Raw genomic sequence first — 19,111 nt, 5'->3', positions numbered from 1 at the left:
AGAATTGCTGGTTTTGTATTATATAAATCTGTTCAATTTTCAAAGACCATTTAATCTCTGTCGCACTCAAGCGACTTCTTTATCTTATCACTTGGTGTGAAACTTGTCAACAACTTTTTTCAAAAAACTTTTTCGTTTTTTCGAGTTGTTTCGTTTCGCATCAGCGACGAGATTTATAATATCATATACATATCTTTTTAAATGTTTATTTGTTTTTATTTTGGTAAATTATTTTTATTTTTCTTCTATTTACTTTTAAATACTAACTTTTTCTTATAGTGATACGCTAGGGTGCGAGTGCCTTTTATTTTTTACTTAAACGGCTTAATTTAAAGCTTTTAACTAAAATTATTAAAATCAAAAATAAAAAAATCCCCTAATATTTTATTTATATTAGGAGATTTTCTATAATTTTTTTTATTCTTCTGACTCTTCTGCTCTTTCTAATAGAGTTTCTAGAGAATTATCTTTTATTTCAGTGTTGTTTTCTTCAGCGTTTTCAGACTCAAGACCTAACTCTTCTTGTTCGTCCTCATCTTCACCACTGATTTTTGTTATAGTTACTACTTGCTCGTCTTCTAATGTTCTCATTAGCTTAACTCCCATAGTAGCTCTTCCTGTAACTGATACATCTGAAATATTTAATCTTATAGCTACACCATTTGAGTTTATCATCATAAGCTCATCGTCTTCTTTACATACAGTTGCTCCAACAACCTTACCAGTCTTATCTGATATTTTGTATGTTATTAGACCTTTACCGCCTCTGTTTTGTAGTTTGTACTCAGTTACTGGAGTTCTCTTACCGAATCCATTTTCTGAAACTACTAATAAATCCTCTTCTGGAACTGCTATATCCATACATACTGCTACATCATCATTTGAAAGTCTTATAGCTCTAACCCCTGATGCTGTTCTACCCATAGGTCTTACATTCTTTTCGTTAAATTTAACTGCCATACCGTTTTGAGTAGCTATTATAATATCTGCATCACCTTTAGTCATCTTAACTTTTAGAAGTTCATCACCATCTCTTAAGTTAATTGCTATTAGTCCATTCTTTCTAAGGTTTTTAAAGTCGCCTAAGTTAGTTTTCTTAACTATACCTTGTTTTGTTCCCATGAATAAGTAACCTTCTTCATAAACATCGTTTATAGTTAATACTGTTTCTATCTTTTCATCTGGCTCAATAGCTATAAGGTTTATTATATTAGTTCCTTTTGCAGTTCTTCCTGCGTCAGGTATTTGATATCCTCTTAATTTGTATACTCTTCCTCTGTTTGTGAAGAATAATACATCTGAGTGAGTTGAAGTAACCATAACGTGTTCAACAAAATCATCTTCTTTAGTTGACATCGCTTGGATTCCTTTTCCTCCTCTTTTTTGAGAAGAATATGTGTCTGATGCAATTCTTTTGATATATCCTGAATTAGTTAAAGTTATAACTATATCTTCTTCTTGGATTAAATCTTCTACATCAATTTCATTTACGTTGTTCTCAAGTTCTGTTCTTCTTTCGTCATTGTATCTTTCTTTTATTTCTATTAATTCATCTTTAATAACACTTAAAAGTTTTACTTCTGACTCAAGAATTGATTTTAAGTATGCAATTTCTTTCATTAATTCGCTGTATTCTTCTTCTATCTTTCCTCTTTCAAGACCTGTAAGTCTTCTTAATCTCATCTCTAATATAGCTTGAGATTGTTTATCTGATAGGTTGAATCTCTCCATTAATGTTTCTTTTGCTATATCTGAAGTTTTTGAATTTCTAATTATGCTTATTACTTCATCAATATTATCTAAAGCTATTCTTAATCCTTCTAAGATATGCGCTCTAGCTTCAGCTTTATTTAGTTCAAATATAGTTCTTCTTGTTACTACTTCTTTTTGGAAGTCTATATAGTTTCTAAGAATCTCTTTTAAACTAAGTATTTTTGGTTCGTTGTTAACTAACGCTAACATTGTTATACCAAAAGTATCTTGCATTTTAGTGTGTTTATATAATAAGTTAAGAACTACGCTAGGGTTAGCATCTCTCTTAAGTTCTATTACAATTCTCATACCTTCTCTATCAGATTCATCTCTTAAGTCTGATATTCCTGGTATCTTTTTATCTTTTACTAAATCTGCAATATTTTCTATAAGTTTAGCTTTATTTACTTGGTAAGGTAATTCGTGAACTATTATTTTGTGTCTATTGTTTTCTTCTTCTATTTCAGCTTTTGCTCTAACAATAACTTTACCTCTACCAGTTTCGTAAGCTGATCTTATACCTGATTTACCCATTATGATAGCTCCTGTTGGGAAATCTGGTCCTTTTATTACGTTCATTAAATCCATAATTTCTATTTCTGGATCATCTATCATCATTATAGTTCCATCTATAACTTCACCTAAGTTGTGTGGTGGTATGTTTGTTGCCATACCAACTGCTATACCTGATGAACCGTTAACTAAAAGGTTTGGATATCTTGATGGTAATACTGATGGCTCTTTTTCTTCTCCATCAAAGTTTGGAACGAAATCTACTGTATTCTTTCCGATATCTCTAATCATTTGAGCTGCGATTTTGTTCATTTTTGCTTCTGTATATCTCATAGCGGCTGCGCTATCACCATCTACAGAACCAAAGTTTCCGTGACCGTCAACTAGCATATATCTCATTGAGAAATCTTGCGCCATTCTAACTAAAGCATCATAAACTGATGTATCACCGTGTGGGTGGTACTTACCTAAAACTTCCCCTACTATTCTTGCACATTTTCTGTACCCTTTTTCAGGGGCTAAACCTAGTTCATGCATTGAGAATAGAATTCTTCTATGAACTGGCTTTAAACCATCTCTTACGTCTGGAAGTGCACGACCAACTATAACGCTCATGGCATAGTCAATGTAGCACTTTTTCATTTCGTTTTTTATATCTACGGGTATTACTTTTCCCTCATTAAAACTCATGTACTTCACCTCTATAATTTAGTACTAAATATCCAAGTTGCTTACTTGATTAGCATTGTCTTGTATGAACTCTCTTCTAGGTTCAACCTTTTCACCCATAAGTATAGTGAATATCTCATCAGCTGCCATTGCATCTTCAACAGTAGCTCTTAAAAGTATTCTTTGTTCTGGGTCCATTGTTGTTTCCCAAAGTTGAGTTGCATTCATCTCTCCAAGACCTTTGTATCTTTGTATATTAACTGAGTTGTCTTTTCCGCCAAGGTCTTCTATAACTCTTTCCATTTCATCGTCTGAGTAAGCGTAGAATTCCTTTTTACCTTTTGATACTTTATATAGTGGTGGTTGTGCTATACAAACATGACCTCCATCTATTAATTCTCTCATGTATCTGTAGAAGAAAGTTAATAATAATGTTCTTATATGAGCTCCATCTACATCGGCATCGGTCATTATTATTATTCTGTTATATCTTATTTTTGATATATCAAAATCTTTTCCTATACCAGCTCCAAATGCAGTTACCATTGATCTTATAGTATCTGAATTTAAGATTTTATCTAATCTTTGCTTTTCAACGTTCATTATTTTACCTCTAAGCGGTAGGATTGCTTGGAATTTTCTATCTCTACCTTGCTTAGCTGAACCACCGGCTGAATCTCCTTCGACGATGTATATTTCACATTCCATAGGGTCTTTTGAAGAACAATCAGCTAGTTTTCCTGGAAGCGTTGATCTTTCAAGAACTGATTTTCTAGTAAGTTCTCTTGCTTTTCTTGCAGCATCTCTTGCTCTAGCTGCCATTAAAGCTTTATCTATTATAATTTTACCGATGTTTGGATTTTCTTCTAAGAATACTCCAACACCTTCTCCAACTATAGAATCTACTATTCCTCTTACTTCACTATTACCTAGCTTAGTTTTTGTTTGACCTTCGAATTGAGGTTCTCCTATTTTTACTGATATTACAGCTGTTAAACCTTCTCTTATATCATCACCTGAAAGGTTTTTGTCATTTTCTTTTAAATGACCAAACTTCTTAGCATAATCATTAAAAACTCTAGTTAAAGCTGTTTTAAATCCTACTAAGTGAGTACCACCTTCAATAGTGTCTATATTGTTTGCAAAAGAGAATAAGTTTTCGTTGTATCCATCATTGTATTGAAGTGCAACTTCTACTGATATTCCGTCTTTTAAACCTTCAACATAGATAGGTTCTTCGTGTAATTTTTCTTTGTTTCTGTTTAGATATTCAACGAAAGATTTTATACCACCTTCGTAGTGATACACTTCTTCTTTATCGAATCTTTTATCTAGTAAAGTTATTCTGATTCCTTTATTTAAGAATGCTAACTCTCTTAATCTTTGAGATAGTATTTCAAAATCATATACTAAATCATCAAAAATTTCGTGGTCTGGCTTAAAGTAAACTGTTGTTCCAGTTACATCACAAGTTCCAACTTCATTAACACCAGTTACAACTTTACCACGTGAATATTCTTGTTCCCAAATAGAACCATCTCTCATAACAGTAACTGTACATTTTTCTGAAAGGGCGTTAACTACAGAAGCACCAACCCCGTGTAATCCTCCAGATACTTTGTATCCGCCACCACCGAATTTACCTCCGGCATGAAGTACTGTCATTATAACCTCAACAGTTGGTTTTCCCATCTTAGGGTGCATACCAACTGGCATTCCTCTACCGTCATCTTTGACAGTTATAGAATTATCTTCATTTATTTCAACTCTTATGTTTTTACAGAATCCAGCTAATGCCTCATCTATACTATTATCTACTATTTCATAAACTAAGTGATGTAATCCTCTTGAGCTTGTGCTACCAATGTACATCCCTGGTCTTTTTCTTACTGCTTCAAGTCCTTCTAAAACCTGAATCTGACTCTCATCATAGCTTTGTTTGTTTTCTTCCAACATAGATCCCTCCTAAATTTATTAATATCTATCCTTAACTGAAGGTTTTAATATTGGACTTACGGATTATAATCTAAATCTGTTCTCTTTGTTAAAGTTGATGAAGATATTGGTGATAAATATATCTTACTCATCTTATCAACTTCAGCTATAACAAATGATTTCGGCTTATCATCTGTTATTCTTTCCACAAATCCATCTTCTTCTGCCATTCTTAAAAACTGAATAGTGTCAGAACTATACATAGTTGTTTGTAAATCAAAAATTCCAATAACATCTTTTATAGGAACCACTACATTTTCTCCTAAATGTAAAAACATAAAGAATCCTCCTTCTTATTTAGAGACCGCACCTTCTTTTACTTTATAAACAACTGATTCATCATCTAGATAGTCGTTTAAATCTTCAATTCCCGTGCAAGTAATTATTGTTTGTATATCTTTAATAGAGCTTAAAACATATCTTTTTCTATTAAAATCTAATTCTGATAATACATCATCTAATAGTAAAACAGGATATTCTCCTGTTTTTTCTTTGATTATCTTAAGTGATGCAAACTTCATAGTTAAAACTGCTGTTCTTTGCTGTCCTTGCGAACCAAAGCTTTTAGTATCAACTCCATTTATATAAACAGAAAAATCATCTCTATGAGGTCCGTGACTAGTTATGCCTTTTTCAATATCTCTATTCCTATTTTTCTTTAGAATCGAATAAAATTGCTCTTGAATGTCTTCAGTTTTTTTAATGGTTGAAATATATTTAAACTCAATAGTTTCTTTCCCTGAAGTAATATCACTATGTATGTCTTTAGAATACTTATTTAAAGAATCTAAATATTCTAATCTCTTTTTAATTATATAAGCTCCAAACATTGCTAGTTGAAGATCATATACATCAAGCATATCTTTATCTAGATTCCTGTTTTTTAAGATACTATTTCTCTCATTCATAACTTTGTTGTATTGAACGAGGTTATAATAATATTTTTGATCTAACTGACATAATTCCATATCGATAAACTTTCTTCTAACTCCTGGCGAATCTTTTATTATTCTTAAGTCTTCTGGTGAAAACATAACAACATTAAAAACACCAAATAACTCTCCTATTTTGCTTATCTTTATAGAATTAACTCTTACAACTTTTTTTCCGTCTTTTAGGATGTTAATATCAATTTTTTTGTCTAATCGCTCTCTGCCAACACTTAAACCTACAAAAGAAATTTCATCGTTCCAATTTATAAGTTCTTTATCTTTAGAAGTTCTATGGGATTTCGCAAAACCGCAATAATAGATAGCTTCTAGTATATTAGTTTTACCTTGTGCATTATCTCCCATAAAAACATTGACATGTCTTCCTAAGTCTATTTCTAAATTATCATAATTTCTGTAATTTATTAATTTAAGCTTTTTTACATACATTTATAAACACCCATTCAATTATAACATACTAATAGGATAAAAGCTTATTATTAGGTTAGATGACCTTAAATTGTTCACCTTCAAATTCTACGATATCTGAAACTCTAATCTTTTTTCCTCTTTGAGTACAAATCTCACCATTAACTTTTACCATTTCTTCTAAAATGAAAATTTTTGCTTCTGAACCTGAAGTTGCTATTGCAGCCCATTTTAAAAAAGCATCTAATTTTATAAATTCTGTATTTATTTTTATCTCGTTCATATTGTATAAACCGCCCGGAATTTCTGAATAATTATACAGTAAATTTCCAGTCCTTTCTATCTAATTAATCTTACTGGTAGAACTAGGTATCTATAATTATCAACTTCTTTTCCTTTAATTATACAAGGACTTACACTCGAAGTCATTTCTAGTACTATCTCTTCTTCATCTAAATTCTTTAAAACATCAAGTAAGTATCTTGAGTTAAATGCAATTTGAATCTTTTCACCTTGCAGATTTATTGTAACTTCTTCCCTAACTTTTCCCAATTGAGAATTAGAAGATATAATTATTGACTCATCTTCAACTTCGAATTTTACAAGATTATTGTTACCATCTTTCGCCATAAGTGAAGCTCTTTCAATACCATTTTGGAATTCTTGTTTATCCACAAGTAATGATTTGTAATTTACAAATTTACCTTCTAAAAGTCTTGATATAACTCTTGTTTTTTCTAAGCTAAATAGAATATGGTTTTTAGTAAATGTTATTTTTACAAGATCTTCTGAATCTTCAAGTATTTTTGATACTTCGTTTAAAGTTTTTCCAGGTATAACAACATCTTTTTCTAAGTCTGAATCTATATATTCACTTTTTATTGCAAGTCTATATCCATCTAATGCAACTAAGTTTATATTTTTATCTTTAATTTCAAATAATATTCCTTGAAGTATTGGTCTTGTTTCATCTTGAGCTATTGCAAAAGATGTAGCTTTTATCATACTTTTTAAAATATTTTGAGGTACAGTTACTTCTTCCCCTTCGTTAACAGTAGGTAATTCTGGGAATTCTTCTGCTTTCATGTAAACTACGTTAAATACTGATTTTTCACAAGTTATTTGAATAGTTTCATTTTGCATAGTTTCTATTTCTATTTCTGAATTAGGAAGTTTTCTAATAATTTCACTAAAAATCTTAGCATCTATAACTATGCTTCCTTCTTCTTTAACATCTACATCTATGTTAGTTTCTATACTTACATCCATATCTGATCCTATAAGTACTAAGTTGTTATTTACACAATGAAGATAAATACCTTCTAATACTGACATTGTTGATTTTCCAGTTATCGCTTTTTGAACTATAGAAATACCTTCTAATAATTTTTGTTTTTGACATGTGAATTTCATTTTAATCCTCCTTATTTATCAACAGTTAAGTTTGTTTATATATAGTTTAGATAAATAAAAAATATAGTAATAATAGTAGTAGGGGCTGTGGAATTGTTGATAAGTACCTTCAGCCCTGTTATATCAACAAAAAGTTGTAAAAAAATATTGTGGATAAGTAAGTAACGTTTAGTATGACTTATCCACAGTTATTAACAGCAATATTTTTATGTTAAGTTATCCACAGGTTGTTATATAGTTATTATATACAAGTGTTGATAACATAACAAAATTTTAGTTTTGAGTTAATTTTTTAGTTAAATCTTCTATTGTTTGTTGAAGACTTTCATCTCTAGTTAAATTGTTTGATATTTTTTCGTAAGCATGAATTACTGTAGTATGATCACGACCACCAAACTCTTCTCCTATTTTAGGTAAAGACATATCAGTAAGTTTTCTGCTTAAATACATAGCAATTTGTCTAGGATGAGCTACATTACGAGTTCTTCTTTGAGATTTTAAATCATCAACTCTTAAGTTAAAGTAACTAGCTACAACGTCTTGTATTATTTCTATAGTTATATGTTTTCCTTGTTTTTTAGAAATAATATCTTTTAGAGCTTCAGTTGCTAGATCTACTGTTATTTCGCGGTTTGTTAATGATGAATAAGCTACTATTCTAGTTAAAGCGCCTTCTAATTCCCTAATATTCGATTTTATTTTTGTTGCTATATAAACCATAACTTCGTTTGCAACACTTAAATTTTCTACATCAGCCTTTTTCTTTAAGATAGCCATTCTAGTTTCAAAATCTGGAACTTGAATATCCGCTATAAGACCCCACTCGAATCTAGATCTAAGTCTATCTTCTAATGTAGGAATTTCTTTTGGAGGTCTATCTGATGATAGGATAATTTGTTTATTAGCTTCATGAAGAGCGTTAAATGTATGGAAGAATTCTTCTTGAGTTCTTTCTTTACCAGCTATAAACTGGATATCGTCAATTAAAAGTACATCTACATTTCTGTATTTATTTCTAAATTCTTCGTTTTTATCATCTTTAATAGCATTTATTAATTCATTAGTAAACTTTTCAGAAGATACGTAAACTACTTTTGCATTTGAATTGTCGTCTAGTATATAGTGGCCTATTGCATGCATTAAGTGAGTTTTTCCAAGTCCTACGCCTCCATATATGAAAAGCGGATTGTATGCTTTTGCTGGAGATTCAGCTACTGCAAGTGATGCTGCATGGGCAAATCTATTACTATTACCTATTACGAAAGAATCAAATGTATATTTAGGGTTTAAGTTTGTATTTGCAAAATCGTCGCTTTGAAATGATTTTGCCCTTTTCTCTGCCTTCTTTTCTGCCTTTTCCTTAGTTTCCTCTTCTTTTTGAATCTCAGAAGCTACTAAAAATTCGATTTTGTAAAGTTTAGAACATACCGCTTGTATTGAGTTTGCTACTAAATCTTTATAACGTTTTTCTAGTATTTCTTGAGAAAATGTATTTGGAACACTTATTCTTATAGTATTAGAAGAAATAGAAATAGGTTCACAACTTTTTATCCAAGTATTGAAACTAACTTCACTCAACTCACCCTTTATCACATCTAGTGTATTCTTCCATAATTGCTTTAGCTCTGTGTCCATTCCGTATCCTCCAATCAAAAATTTTTTTTATTTTTTTATAGCAAAATGTGATAATCACAATTTAATAACAAGATATCAACAATCTAATAACAAAATTTGCTTTGATAGTTGACTATGTACATTATTTTTTCCACATGTTAATAATTATGTTAGCCTTTTAAAATTAAGTTTAGATATCCACACAAAACCTAATTTACTTATAAACAGTAAAAAAAGACATAAAAACTTGTTATTTCAATAAAAAAACTAAATTAGAGTCTAGTTATTAAGTGAGAAAGAACAAGTTATCAACAGAGTTATCAACAGTTGTGGATAATTTTAAAGAAATATAAAGTTATTAACATATAGATTTATGATACCATAAGTAAATAGAGGGTTTCAACAAGTTATCCACAAAAAAATCAAATAAAAGGTGGATAATTATCAACAAAGGGCATAATTCTTGACATAAAGAGGGTAAAACTATATAATGGTTAGGTAAATCTAAAATAGAAGAAAAGTATAACCTTTGGGAAATACGAAAAATTTTATTGAAGGGGGTGTAGTGTAAATGTTCATGACATACCAACCTAAAAAAAGACAAAGAAAAAAAGAGCATGGTTTCAGAAAAAGAATGGCTACTAAGTCAGGAAGAAACATTCTTAAAAAGAGAAGACAAAAAGGTAGAAAAAAATTAACAGCATAAGGGCCGCAATTTAGTGGCCTTTTTTCTACAATGTAGGAAAAAAGGAGTATTAAATACCCATGATATATAGATTAAAAAAAAGTAATGAGTTTAGAATTGTATATAGAAGAGGCAAATCGATAGCTAATGATCTTTTGGTATTATATACTTTTAATAATAGAAGAAATAAAGATAAAGAAAATCTACCTTATAATAAGGTAGGAATTTCTGTTAGTAAAAAAGTAGGAAACAGTGTAGTTAGAAGCAGAAGTAAAAGATTAATTTCAGAATGCTACAGATTAAATGAAGAGAATTTAAAAAAAGGCTATGACTTCGTTTTTGTTGCTAGAACAAAAATAAAGGATAAGGATTATCAAAGCGTTGAAAAAGCTATGATAAATTTATTTAAGAAAGCAGGCTTATTTAATTGAAAAAATTTGTTATAAAATTAATACAATTTTATAGAAATAATATATCACCTATGAAAAATCCTTGTTGTAAGTATACACCTACCTGTTCTCAATATGCTATTGATGCAGTTACAAAGTATGGTGCATTTAAGGGGAGTTTTATGGCAGTTTGGAGAATTCTAAGGTGTAATCCTTTTAGTAAGGGCGGATATGATCCAGTAAAATAGAGTATGGGAGGAAAAAGCTAAAATGAATACGATATTTCAACCAATAACGAATTTCTTAGCGATGATCTTTGAGAAACTTCATGGATTTATAGTATCTATGGGTATATCAGATGTAGGGTTAAGTTATGTTTTGGCTGTTATATTACTAACAGTAATTATAAAAACTTTAGTATTACCGTTTAGTATTAAATCAGTTAAATCGACTAGAAAAATGCAAGAGTTTCAACCTCAAGTAAAGAAACTACAAGAAAAGTACAAAAATGATCCACAAAAAGCAAATATGGAAATGATGAAACTATATAAGGAAAACAACATCAGTATGACAGGTGGTTGTTTACCAATGTTAATTCCACTTCCAATATTAATGGCTTTATATTATGTTTTTGCTTATAACATAAAAGGAATAGCTGGAGCATCATTTTTATGGTTACCAGACTTAGCTGGTAAGGATCCATTATATATTCTTCCTATATTAGCAGGTTTAAGTACATTTATACCATCATACTTAATGACTAAAGCTAACCCAGCTACTGAAAACACAGGCATGAACATGATGCCTATGAACATAGGTATGTCTGTAATGATGGGATTCATGGCTATGAACTTCCCTTCAATCCTAGCAATTTATTGGGTAACAAGTGGAGTATACCAATTAGTTCAAACATACTTCTTAAATGTTAAGCCAATACAAGCTAAGAAGAAAGAACAAGCTGAAGAAGAAGAAGAGAAAATAAAATCTCAAACTAAATTTGCTATGCCAGAAGAGTATGCAAAGAAAAAGAAGAAAAAATAATTCAGACACTTAAATAAATGGGTAATATTATGAGAGTAGGTGGCTATGGTATATGAAATTTATTGAAATGACAGGTAAAAATGTTGACGAAGCTTTAGAAAAAGCATTATCTGAACTTAATGTTACTAAAGATAAAGTTATAGTTGATATTTTAGATGAAGGCTCTAAGGGATTTTTAAATGTATTTGGAGTAAAACCTGCTAAAATAAAGGTTACTGTAAAAAGAGACCATTTAGCGGAAGTAAGAACTTTTATTACTGATATGTTAGATAGTATGCAAATTAAAGCAGATATAGATATTAAGGAAGAAAATAATATTATAAGTATTAACCTTTCTGGCCCTAAAATGGGACTTATAATAGGATATAGAGGTGAAACATTAGATTCTCTTCAATACCTTATATCATTAGTTGCAAATAAACATCACGAAGGACCATATAAAAAAGTAATATTAGATACTGAAAATTACAGAGCTAAAAGGGAAGAAACTCTAAAAAGAGTAGCAACAAAGTTTGCTAGAAGAGTTAAGAAAACAGGAAAAGCATATAAACTAGAACCTATGAATCCATATGAGAGAAGAATTATTCACTCAGCACTTCAAGATGATAAGTATATTACTACATATAGTGAAGGCGAAGATTCATCAAGAAGAGTTGTTATTGCTTTAAAATAAATGATTATTTAAAGAAGTTCTTATTAAAGAACTTCTTTTTTTCTTTTTTTAAATTTTTATAGGCAGGGATTTAGAAATGATAATTAAAAGTAAGTCTATAAAATGTAAAAAAGGTAAAAATATATAGATAATAAAAGCTAAATATTTTGACTTATCAAATATAATTCTGTAAAATTGATATTAGTTTATTTCCCAATATAACATAGAAATGTTGGGAAATTATAGGTCTTGAATATTTATTCCTAAGGAGGAATTTCGATGAAAGAATTTGATACTATATGTGGTATTGCAACGGCACAAGGTGAAGGTGGAATTGCAATAATTAGAGTTTCAGGAAGCAAAGCTATAGAGATTGTTTCTAAGATATTTAGAGCTAAAAACAATTTTGATATAAAAGATATGAAAACTTACACTATGAAGTATGGAAATATCATAGACATTAAAAGCGGTGAAGTTATAGATGAAGTTATAATAAGCTTTATGAAAGGGCCAAGAAGCTTTACAGCAGAAGATGTAATAGAGATAAATTGCCACGGTGGTGTAGTTTCAACAAATAGAGTTTTAGAGGAAGTAGTAAAAGCTGGTGCTAGAATAGCAGAACCAGGGGAATTTACAAAGAGAGCTTTTTTAAACGGAAGAATAGATTTAAGCCAGGCAGAAGCTGTAATAGATATTATAAATGCAAAGACTGATTTAGCTATGAAATCAGCTGTTATGCAAAGTTCGGGGACACTTTCCCAGGAAATAAATAAATTAAGTAAATACTTATTAGACGTTTTAGCTCACATTGAATATGATGTAGATTTTACAGAAGACGACGAGGAGCCAGATTCTTCTCTACCACCTAAAATAATAGCTAGTCTTACAGAAGCTACAAGCGAGATGGATAAGTTATTAAAAGGTGCTAATGAAGGAAAAATAATAAGAGATGGTTTAAGAATGACTATAATCGGTAAACCAAACGTAGGAAAATCATCACTTATGAATGCTTTATTACAAGAAAAGAGAGCTATAGTTACAGACATCCCAGGAACTACAAGAGACGTTATAGAAGAATATATAAACTTAGATGGTATACCAGTTAAGATAACAGATACAGCAGGTATTAGAGAGACTGAGGACGTAGTTGAAAGAATCGGTGTTGAAAGATCTAAAGAGAAGATAGAAGAAGCTGACTTAGTTGTATTAATGCTTGATAATTCAAGAGAGTTAGATGAAGAAGATAAGGAAATAATCGAAGCTATAAAAGATAAAAAAGTTGTAGTTCTTCTTAATAAAATAGATTTAGATAGAAAAATAAGTATAGACCAAATAGAAGGTTTAGAAAATAGAATAGAAATTTCAGCAATGACAGGCCAAGGAATAGAAGATTTAAAAGCTGAAATTAAGAGATTATTCTTTAACGGTGAAGTTGATAACGAAAGCTTAATAATAACAAACAACAGACACAAACAAGCGTTACTAAGAGCTTTAGAAAACTGTGAAGAGGCTAAAAACAGATTAAAAAACAACGAATATTTAGATTTAATTTCTATATATGTAACTTCAGGATTAAAAGCATTAGGAGAAATAACAGGTTCAGAAGTTGAAGAGGATTTAGTAAATAAGATATTTAGTGAATTCTGTGTAGGAAAATAGGAGGAAAAAGATGAGATTTAAAGCTGAAGAATATGATGTAGTAGTTATAGGGGCAGGCCATGCTGGTTGTGAAGCAGCGCTAGCTTCAGCAAGAATGGGTTTAAAGACATTAATTTGTACTATAAACTTAGAAGCTATAGCAATGATGCCATGTAATCCTAATATAGGAGGAACTGCTAAAGGTCATTTAGTAAAAGAGATAGATGCTTTAGGTGGAGAGATGGGCTTAAATATAGACGATACTTTCATTCAATCAAGAATGTTAAATACGTCTAAAGGACCTGCTGTTCACTCATTAAGAGCACAAGCAGATAAATTAAAATATCAAAAAAGAATGAAAGAGGTTATGGAGAGGGTTCCAAACCTTTATATAAGACAAGTAGAAATAATTGACTTAGTTACAGAGAACGGAAAAATAACAGGAGCTGTAGCTAAAACAGGAGCTATATTTGGCTGTAAAGCTGCAATTTTAGCTACAGGGACATACTTACAAGCTAAGATAATAATAGGTGATGTAAGCTACAGTAGCGGACCAAATGGATTGTTACCAGCTAACGATTTATCACAAGCTTTATTAGATTTAGGAATAGAACTTAGAAGGTTTAAAACAGGAACTCCAGCTAGAATTAACAGAAGATCAGTTAACTTTGAACCTATGGTAGAGCAAAAAGGTGACGAAAAAATAGTTCCATTTTCATTTATGAATGACAATATAGATAGAGAGCAAGTATCATGCTACTTAACATATACTAACGAAAACACACACAAAGTTATAGCAGATAACATAGATAGATCTCCTATATATAATGTAAGTATATTAGGAATAGGACCTAGATATTGTCCTTCAATAGAAGATAAAGTTATGAGATTCCCAGATAAAGATAGACATCAAGTATTCGTAGAGCCAGAAGGAGACGATACTTTAGAGATGTATGTTGGAGGATTCTCTTCATCATTACCAGAAGATGTTCAAACTAAGATGATAAAAACAATAAAAGGGCTTGAAAACTGTGAAGTTATGAGAGCAGCTTATGCTATAGAATATGATTCAATAGATCCAACTCAACTTAAATCAACTTTAGAATTTAAAAATGTAGAAGGTCTTTATGGAGCAGGTCAAATAAACGGAAGTTCAGGTTATGAAGAGGCTGCAGCACAAGGTATAGTTGCAGGTATAAATGCTGCACTTAAAATCAAAGGTGAAGAACCTATGATTTTAACTCGTTCTGATGCTTATGTAGGAGTTCTTATAGATGATTTAGTTACAAAAGGAACTAATGAGCCTTATAGAATGATGACATCAAGAGCTGAATATAGACTTCTTTTAAGACAAGATAACGCTGATTTTAGATTAACTGAAATAGGTAAAAAAGTAGGACTTGTAACAGATGAAAGATATAATAGATTCTTAGATAGAAAACAAAACATAGAAGATGAGTTAAATAGACTTAAAGAAGTTCAAATAACTAACAAAAGAGAAAATAACGAGATATTAGAAAAGATAGGTTCAGCACCTCTTAATAAGCCAATGAGTTTATATGAACTAATAAAAAGAACAGAGCTAAACTATGAAAAGCTTAAAGAGTTAGACCCTGAAAGACCAGATTATAAAGATCACGTAGGAGAGCAAATCGATATAATCATTAAGTATGAAGGATATATAACAGCTCAATTAGAGCAAGTTGAACAATTCAAAAAATTAGAAAAGAAAATGCTTCCTAAAGATATAGATTATAAAAATGTTAATGGACTAAGAGGAGAAGCGGTTTCTAAACTTTCAGATATAAGACCTGCAAGCATAGGGCAAGCGTCAAGAATATCAGGGGTATCACCAGCTGATATATCAGTACTTTTAATTTATTTAGAATATCAGTACGGGAAACAAAATAAAGAAGACTAAGCTTCAAGGAGGATATTATGGAGTTTTACAATATAATGAAAGAAGCTTGTGATGAAGTTTCAATGGATTTTAACGAGGAAAAATATAATAGATTTATAAAATATATGAGATTGGTTCAAGAGTGGAACCAAAAAGTAAACTTAACTGCTATAACAGAAGATAATGAGTTTATTAAAAAACACTTTATAGACTGCATAAAAGCATTTAAAAGCGACGAATTAAAGAATGCAAAAACAGTAATAGATGTAGGTACAGGGGCAGGTTTCCCAGGACTTCCTATAGCTATAATGGATGAGACTAAAGAAGTTACACTTTTAGATTCTTTAAATAAAAGAATAAACTTTTTAAATTTAGTAGTTAGAGAGTTAGGTTTAAAAAACGTAAATACTATACACTCAAGAGCTGAAGATGGAGCTAGGAAAAAAGAACTTAGAGAGGTTTTTGATATAGCAACTTCAAGAGCCGTTGCTAATATGGCTGTACTTTCAGAGTTTTGTTTGCCATACGTAAGAGTAGGGGGCTATTTTGTGGCTTTAAAGGGGCCTGCAATAGAAGAGGAACTAGAAGGTAGCAAAAATGCTTTAAGCGTCTTAGGCGGAAAGCTATTAGATGTAAAAGAAATAGTAGTTGAAGGAACTGATTTAAATCACAACTTAGTTATAGTTGAAAAGATTAAATCTTGTCCTAAAACATATCCAAGAAAAGCAGGAAATGTTACTAAAAAACCTTTATAAAAATTTTAAAACAATTTGTCTTAAAATTAATATAGGTAAATTAAAAGGAAAGAAATGGTACACGACGAATTTAATATATAGATAAAAAACTGGAAAATATAAGGGATGGGTAGAATAAATATGAATAATCAAATAGTGAAAATCAATATCAATGAGATAATTCCAAATACATATCAACCAAGAAAATTTTTCAATGAAAATGCTTTAGAAGAATTATCTCAGTCAATAAGAGAGCACGGAATTATTCAACCGATAACAGTAAGAAAAAGAGGAGATGTCTTTGAACTAGTTGCAGGAGAGAGAAGATGGAGAGCAGCTAGGATTGCAGAACTTGAAGAAGTTCCTTGTAATATCGTAGATATCACAGATACTGAGTCAGCTGAAATTGCTTTATTAGAAAATCTTCAAAGAGAAGATCTTAATTTTATAGAAGAAGCAGAAGCGTATCATAATTTAATTCATGATCATAGATTCACACAAGATGAATTAGCTAAGAGAATGGGAAAAAAGCAATCAACTATTGCAAACAAGCTAAGAATCTTAAAGTTAAGTAATAACGTTCGTAAACTGTGTGTTGAAAATAATCTTACAGAAAGACATGCAAGAGCTTTATTATCAATGCCAGATGAAAAATTACAAGTTAAAGTAGTAAAAAAAGTTATAAAAGATAAACTTAACGTAAGACAAACAGAGGAATTGATTAATAAAGAATTATTAAAGCTTGCAGGACAAGAATTAAATAATAAATCAAAGAAAAAAATAACATCAATTTTTCCAGCAAAGCTATATGTAAATACAATAAAACAGGTTTTTGATAAATTTAATATTCCAGCTAAATACAAGATGGATGATCACGATGAGTATATTCAAATAACTGTGAATATACCAAAAAATAAGAAGTAAATTTCACAAAAAGATGTAGGCAGAGATTAGTCTACATCTTTTTTTGCGTAAATTATTAAGAATATATTGATTTATATGTTTTAATCTTTCAATATTATATAAATATATATATAATAAATATATGGAGAGGGGGTGTAGAGTCCTAAGTTTAAAAGACTAGGGCTACATATGAAAACAATTTGTATATTTAACCAAAAAGGTGGAGTTGGAAAGACAACAACTAACATAAACTTATGTTCATATCTTGCTATGTCAGGATATAAAGTTTTAACAATAGATATAGATCCTCAAGGTAATACTACTAGTGGATTAGGATTAGATAAGAGAAATTTGGAACTTTCAATGTATGATGTAATAACATCAGATGCGTCGTTAAGAGATGTAATAATACAAAGTGATTTAGTTTCAAATCTTTTTATTGCCCCATCTACTATGGAACTTGCAGGTGCAGAGGTTGAAGTTATAGGAAATACAAACAGAGAGAGAATATTAATTGACAAGATAGAAGAAGTAAAAGATGATTACGATTTTGTCTTTATCGATTGTCCTCCTTCTTTAGGTGTATTAACTATAAATGCTCTAGTTGCAAGTAAATCAGTTTTAATACCAATTCAATGTGAGTTTTATGCACTTGAAGGGGTTGGTCAACTAATGAATACAGTTAAATTAGTTAAAAAGTCATTAAACGAAGAATTAGATATAGAAGGCGTAATAATGACTATGTATGATTACAGAACTAATTTAAGTAATGAAGTATATAAAGAAGTTAAAAATTTCTTTGGGGATAAAGTATATGAAAGCACAATACCGAGAAATATAAGATTAGCTGAATCGCCTAGTTTTGGATTACCTATAATGCTATATGATGAAAAATGCAAGGGTGCTGAATCTTATTCAAAATTAACAAAAGAATTTTTAAAGAGACAGTAGTGTGAGGTGATATAAATGGGGAAAAAATTTGGTTTAGGTAAAGGATTAGGAGCTTTGATTCCTGATGAAATAGAAAAGCCTATCAAAAAAGAAGAAGTTAAGAAAAACAATAACTTAACTATTCCTTTAAACAAGATTACTAACAATTCAGAACAACCTAGAAAATTCTTTGATAAGGAAAATATAAGTGAATTAGCAGAATCAATTAAAAATCATGGTATTATTCAACCACTTATACTTAAAAAGCAAAAAAACAACTACATAATTGTTGCAGGGGAAAGACGTTTTAGAGCAGCTAAGATGTTAGGGCTTAAAGAAGTTCCAGCGATAATAATGGATTTAACTGAAAAAGAAATACTAGAAATAGCTTTGATAGAAAATATTCAAAGAGAGAATCTAAACCCTATTGAAGAAGCTATTGCTTACAAAAAGTTATTAAGTGAATTTGATTTAACTCAAAACGAATTAAGTCAAAGAATAGGAAAATCAAGAACAGCTATAACTAACACTATGAGGTTAACAAATCTAGATTCTAGGGTACAACAATACTTAATAGAAAGTGTTATAAGTGAAGGACACGGTAGAGCTTTATTAGGAACTGATGATAAAGAACTACAATACAAATTAGCACAAAAGGTTATAGACGAAAAATTATCTGTTAGGGATTTAGAAAGATTAATTAAAAAGATTTCTAGTGAGCCTAAAGATGAAAAAGAAATTAAAGAGGAAAGTCCTTATTACACTGATGTTAAGGATAGACTTCAAGATTATTTTGGAACAAAGGTAAATATTAATTCTAAACCAAATAAAAAAGGTAAAATAGAAATTGAATATTACTCAGATGAAGATTTAAACAGAATATTAGATTTGATGAATATGTAATGTTTCACGTGAAACATTTTGT

The 19,111-nt window shown here is 30.2% G+C and carries 18 protein-coding genes; 11 read left to right on the top strand and 7 right to left on the bottom strand.

The window, feature by feature from the left end; all coding sequences use genetic code 11:
• Positions 1 to 417: 417 nt before the first annotated feature.
• From gyrA to dnaA, 7 genes are all read right to left on the bottom strand, one after another.
• Positions 418 to 2,955: a DNA gyrase subunit A gene (gene gyrA, locus M4I33_RS16105; RefSeq protein ID WP_257917760.1), complete on the bottom strand. Its 2,538-nt coding sequence runs from the start codon at positions 2,953 to 2,955 to the stop codon at positions 418 to 420.
• Positions 2,956 to 2,979: 24 nt separating this feature from the next.
• Positions 2,980 to 4,890 (bottom strand): DNA topoisomerase (ATP-hydrolyzing) subunit B, encoded by a 1,911-nt coding sequence (gene gyrB, locus M4I33_RS16100; protein ID WP_308368221.1) that lies wholly within the window; start codon positions 4,888 to 4,890, stop codon positions 2,980 to 2,982.
• A gap of 56 nt (positions 4,891 to 4,946) precedes the next feature.
• The gene (gene remB / locus M4I33_RS16095; protein WP_194192602.1) at positions 4,947 to 5,207 is read right to left on the bottom strand and encodes an extracellular matrix regulator RemB; all 261 of its coding nucleotides are present in this window, start codon (positions 5,205 to 5,207) and stop codon (positions 4,947 to 4,949) included.
• Between the two features lie 15 nt (positions 5,208 to 5,222).
• Positions 5,223 to 6,308: a DNA replication/repair protein RecF gene (gene recF, locus M4I33_RS16090; protein ID WP_257917758.1), complete on the bottom strand. Its 1,086-nt coding sequence runs from the start codon at positions 6,306 to 6,308 to the stop codon at positions 5,223 to 5,225.
• Positions 6,309 to 6,363: 55 nt separating this feature from the next.
• On the bottom strand, positions 6,364 to 6,570 hold the full coding sequence (yaaA, locus tag M4I33_RS16085) for a S4 domain-containing protein YaaA (RefSeq protein WP_194192604.1): 207 nt from the start codon (positions 6,568 to 6,570) through the stop codon (positions 6,364 to 6,366).
• Positions 6,571 to 6,626: 56 nt separating this feature from the next.
• On the bottom strand, positions 6,627 to 7,700 hold the full coding sequence (gene dnaN, locus M4I33_RS16080; protein ID WP_257917757.1) for a DNA polymerase III subunit beta: 1,074 nt from the start codon (positions 7,698 to 7,700) through the stop codon (positions 6,627 to 6,629).
• 273 nt (positions 7,701 to 7,973) lie between these two features.
• On the bottom strand, positions 7,974 to 9,335 hold the full coding sequence (gene dnaA / locus M4I33_RS16075) for a chromosomal replication initiator protein DnaA (protein WP_257917756.1): 1,362 nt from the start codon (positions 9,333 to 9,335) through the stop codon (positions 7,974 to 7,976).
• Between the two features lie 550 nt (positions 9,336 to 9,885).
• On the opposite strand from dnaA, the gene rpmH reads away from it, so the two are divergent.
• The 11 genes from rpmH (at position 9,886) to M4I33_RS16020 (ending at position 19,089) form a co-directional block, all read left to right on the top strand.
• Complete coding sequence (rpmH, locus tag M4I33_RS16070; protein WP_194192607.1) at positions 9,886 to 10,020, top strand: 50S ribosomal protein L34; 135 nt, start codon at positions 9,886 to 9,888, stop codon at positions 10,018 to 10,020.
• A 59-nt stretch (positions 10,021 to 10,079) separates the two neighbouring features.
• Positions 10,080 to 10,430: a ribonuclease P protein component gene (gene rnpA, locus M4I33_RS16065; protein ID WP_194192608.1), complete on the top strand. Its 351-nt coding sequence runs from the start codon at positions 10,080 to 10,082 to the stop codon at positions 10,428 to 10,430.
• Entirely contained in the window at positions 10,427 to 10,636 is a 210-nt protein-coding gene (gene yidD / locus M4I33_RS16060) for a membrane protein insertion efficiency factor YidD (protein ID WP_194192609.1), read from the top strand. Before rnpA ends, yidD begins: the two co-directional genes overlap by 4 nt.
• Positions 10,637 to 10,667: 31 nt before the next feature.
• On the top strand, positions 10,668 to 11,429 hold the full coding sequence (gene yidC, locus M4I33_RS16055; RefSeq protein ID WP_374707721.1) for a membrane protein insertase YidC: 762 nt from the start codon (positions 10,668 to 10,670) through the stop codon (positions 11,427 to 11,429).
• 52 nt (positions 11,430 to 11,481) lie between these two features.
• Complete coding sequence (gene jag / locus M4I33_RS16050; RefSeq protein WP_257917755.1) at positions 11,482 to 12,102, top strand: RNA-binding cell elongation regulator Jag/EloR; 621 nt, start codon at positions 11,482 to 11,484, stop codon at positions 12,100 to 12,102.
• A 258-nt stretch (positions 12,103 to 12,360) separates the two neighbouring features.
• Complete coding sequence (gene mnmE / locus M4I33_RS16045) at positions 12,361 to 13,740, top strand: tRNA uridine-5-carboxymethylaminomethyl(34) synthesis GTPase MnmE (protein ID WP_257917754.1); 1,380 nt, start codon at positions 12,361 to 12,363, stop codon at positions 13,738 to 13,740.
• A gap of 10 nt (positions 13,741 to 13,750) precedes the next feature.
• Positions 13,751 to 15,640, top strand: a complete 1,890-nt coding sequence (mnmG, locus tag M4I33_RS16040; RefSeq protein WP_257917753.1) for a tRNA uridine-5-carboxymethylaminomethyl(34) synthesis enzyme MnmG — start codon at positions 13,751 to 13,753, stop codon at positions 15,638 to 15,640.
• A 17-nt stretch (positions 15,641 to 15,657) separates the two neighbouring features.
• A complete protein-coding gene (gene rsmG / locus M4I33_RS16035) occupies positions 15,658 to 16,374 on the top strand; it encodes a 16S rRNA (guanine(527)-N(7))-methyltransferase RsmG (protein ID WP_257917752.1) in 717 nt (238 codons plus the stop codon).
• Between the two features lie 120 nt (positions 16,375 to 16,494).
• Entirely contained in the window at positions 16,495 to 17,277 is a 783-nt protein-coding gene (gene noc, locus M4I33_RS16030; RefSeq protein WP_194192615.1) for a nucleoid occlusion protein, read from the top strand.
• Between the two features lie 168 nt (positions 17,278 to 17,445).
• Entirely contained in the window at positions 17,446 to 18,207 is a 762-nt protein-coding gene (locus M4I33_RS16025) for a ParA family protein (RefSeq protein ID WP_257917751.1), read from the top strand.
• Positions 18,208 to 18,222: 15 nt separating this feature from the next.
• Positions 18,223 to 19,089 carry a ParB/RepB/Spo0J family partition protein gene (locus M4I33_RS16020; protein WP_257917750.1) on the top strand — a complete coding sequence of 289 codons (867 nt, stop codon included), beginning with the start codon at positions 18,223 to 18,225 and terminating at the stop codon, positions 19,087 to 19,089.
• Positions 19,090 to 19,111: the final 22 nt, after the last annotated feature.

Origin of the sequence: Clostridium sp. LY3-2 (assembly GCF_024705715.1) — a bacterium.
Taxonomy (GTDB): Bacteria; Bacillota; Clostridia; order Clostridiales; family Clostridiaceae; genus Clostridium.
This window is presented reverse-complemented; position numbering and strand designations above follow the sequence as displayed.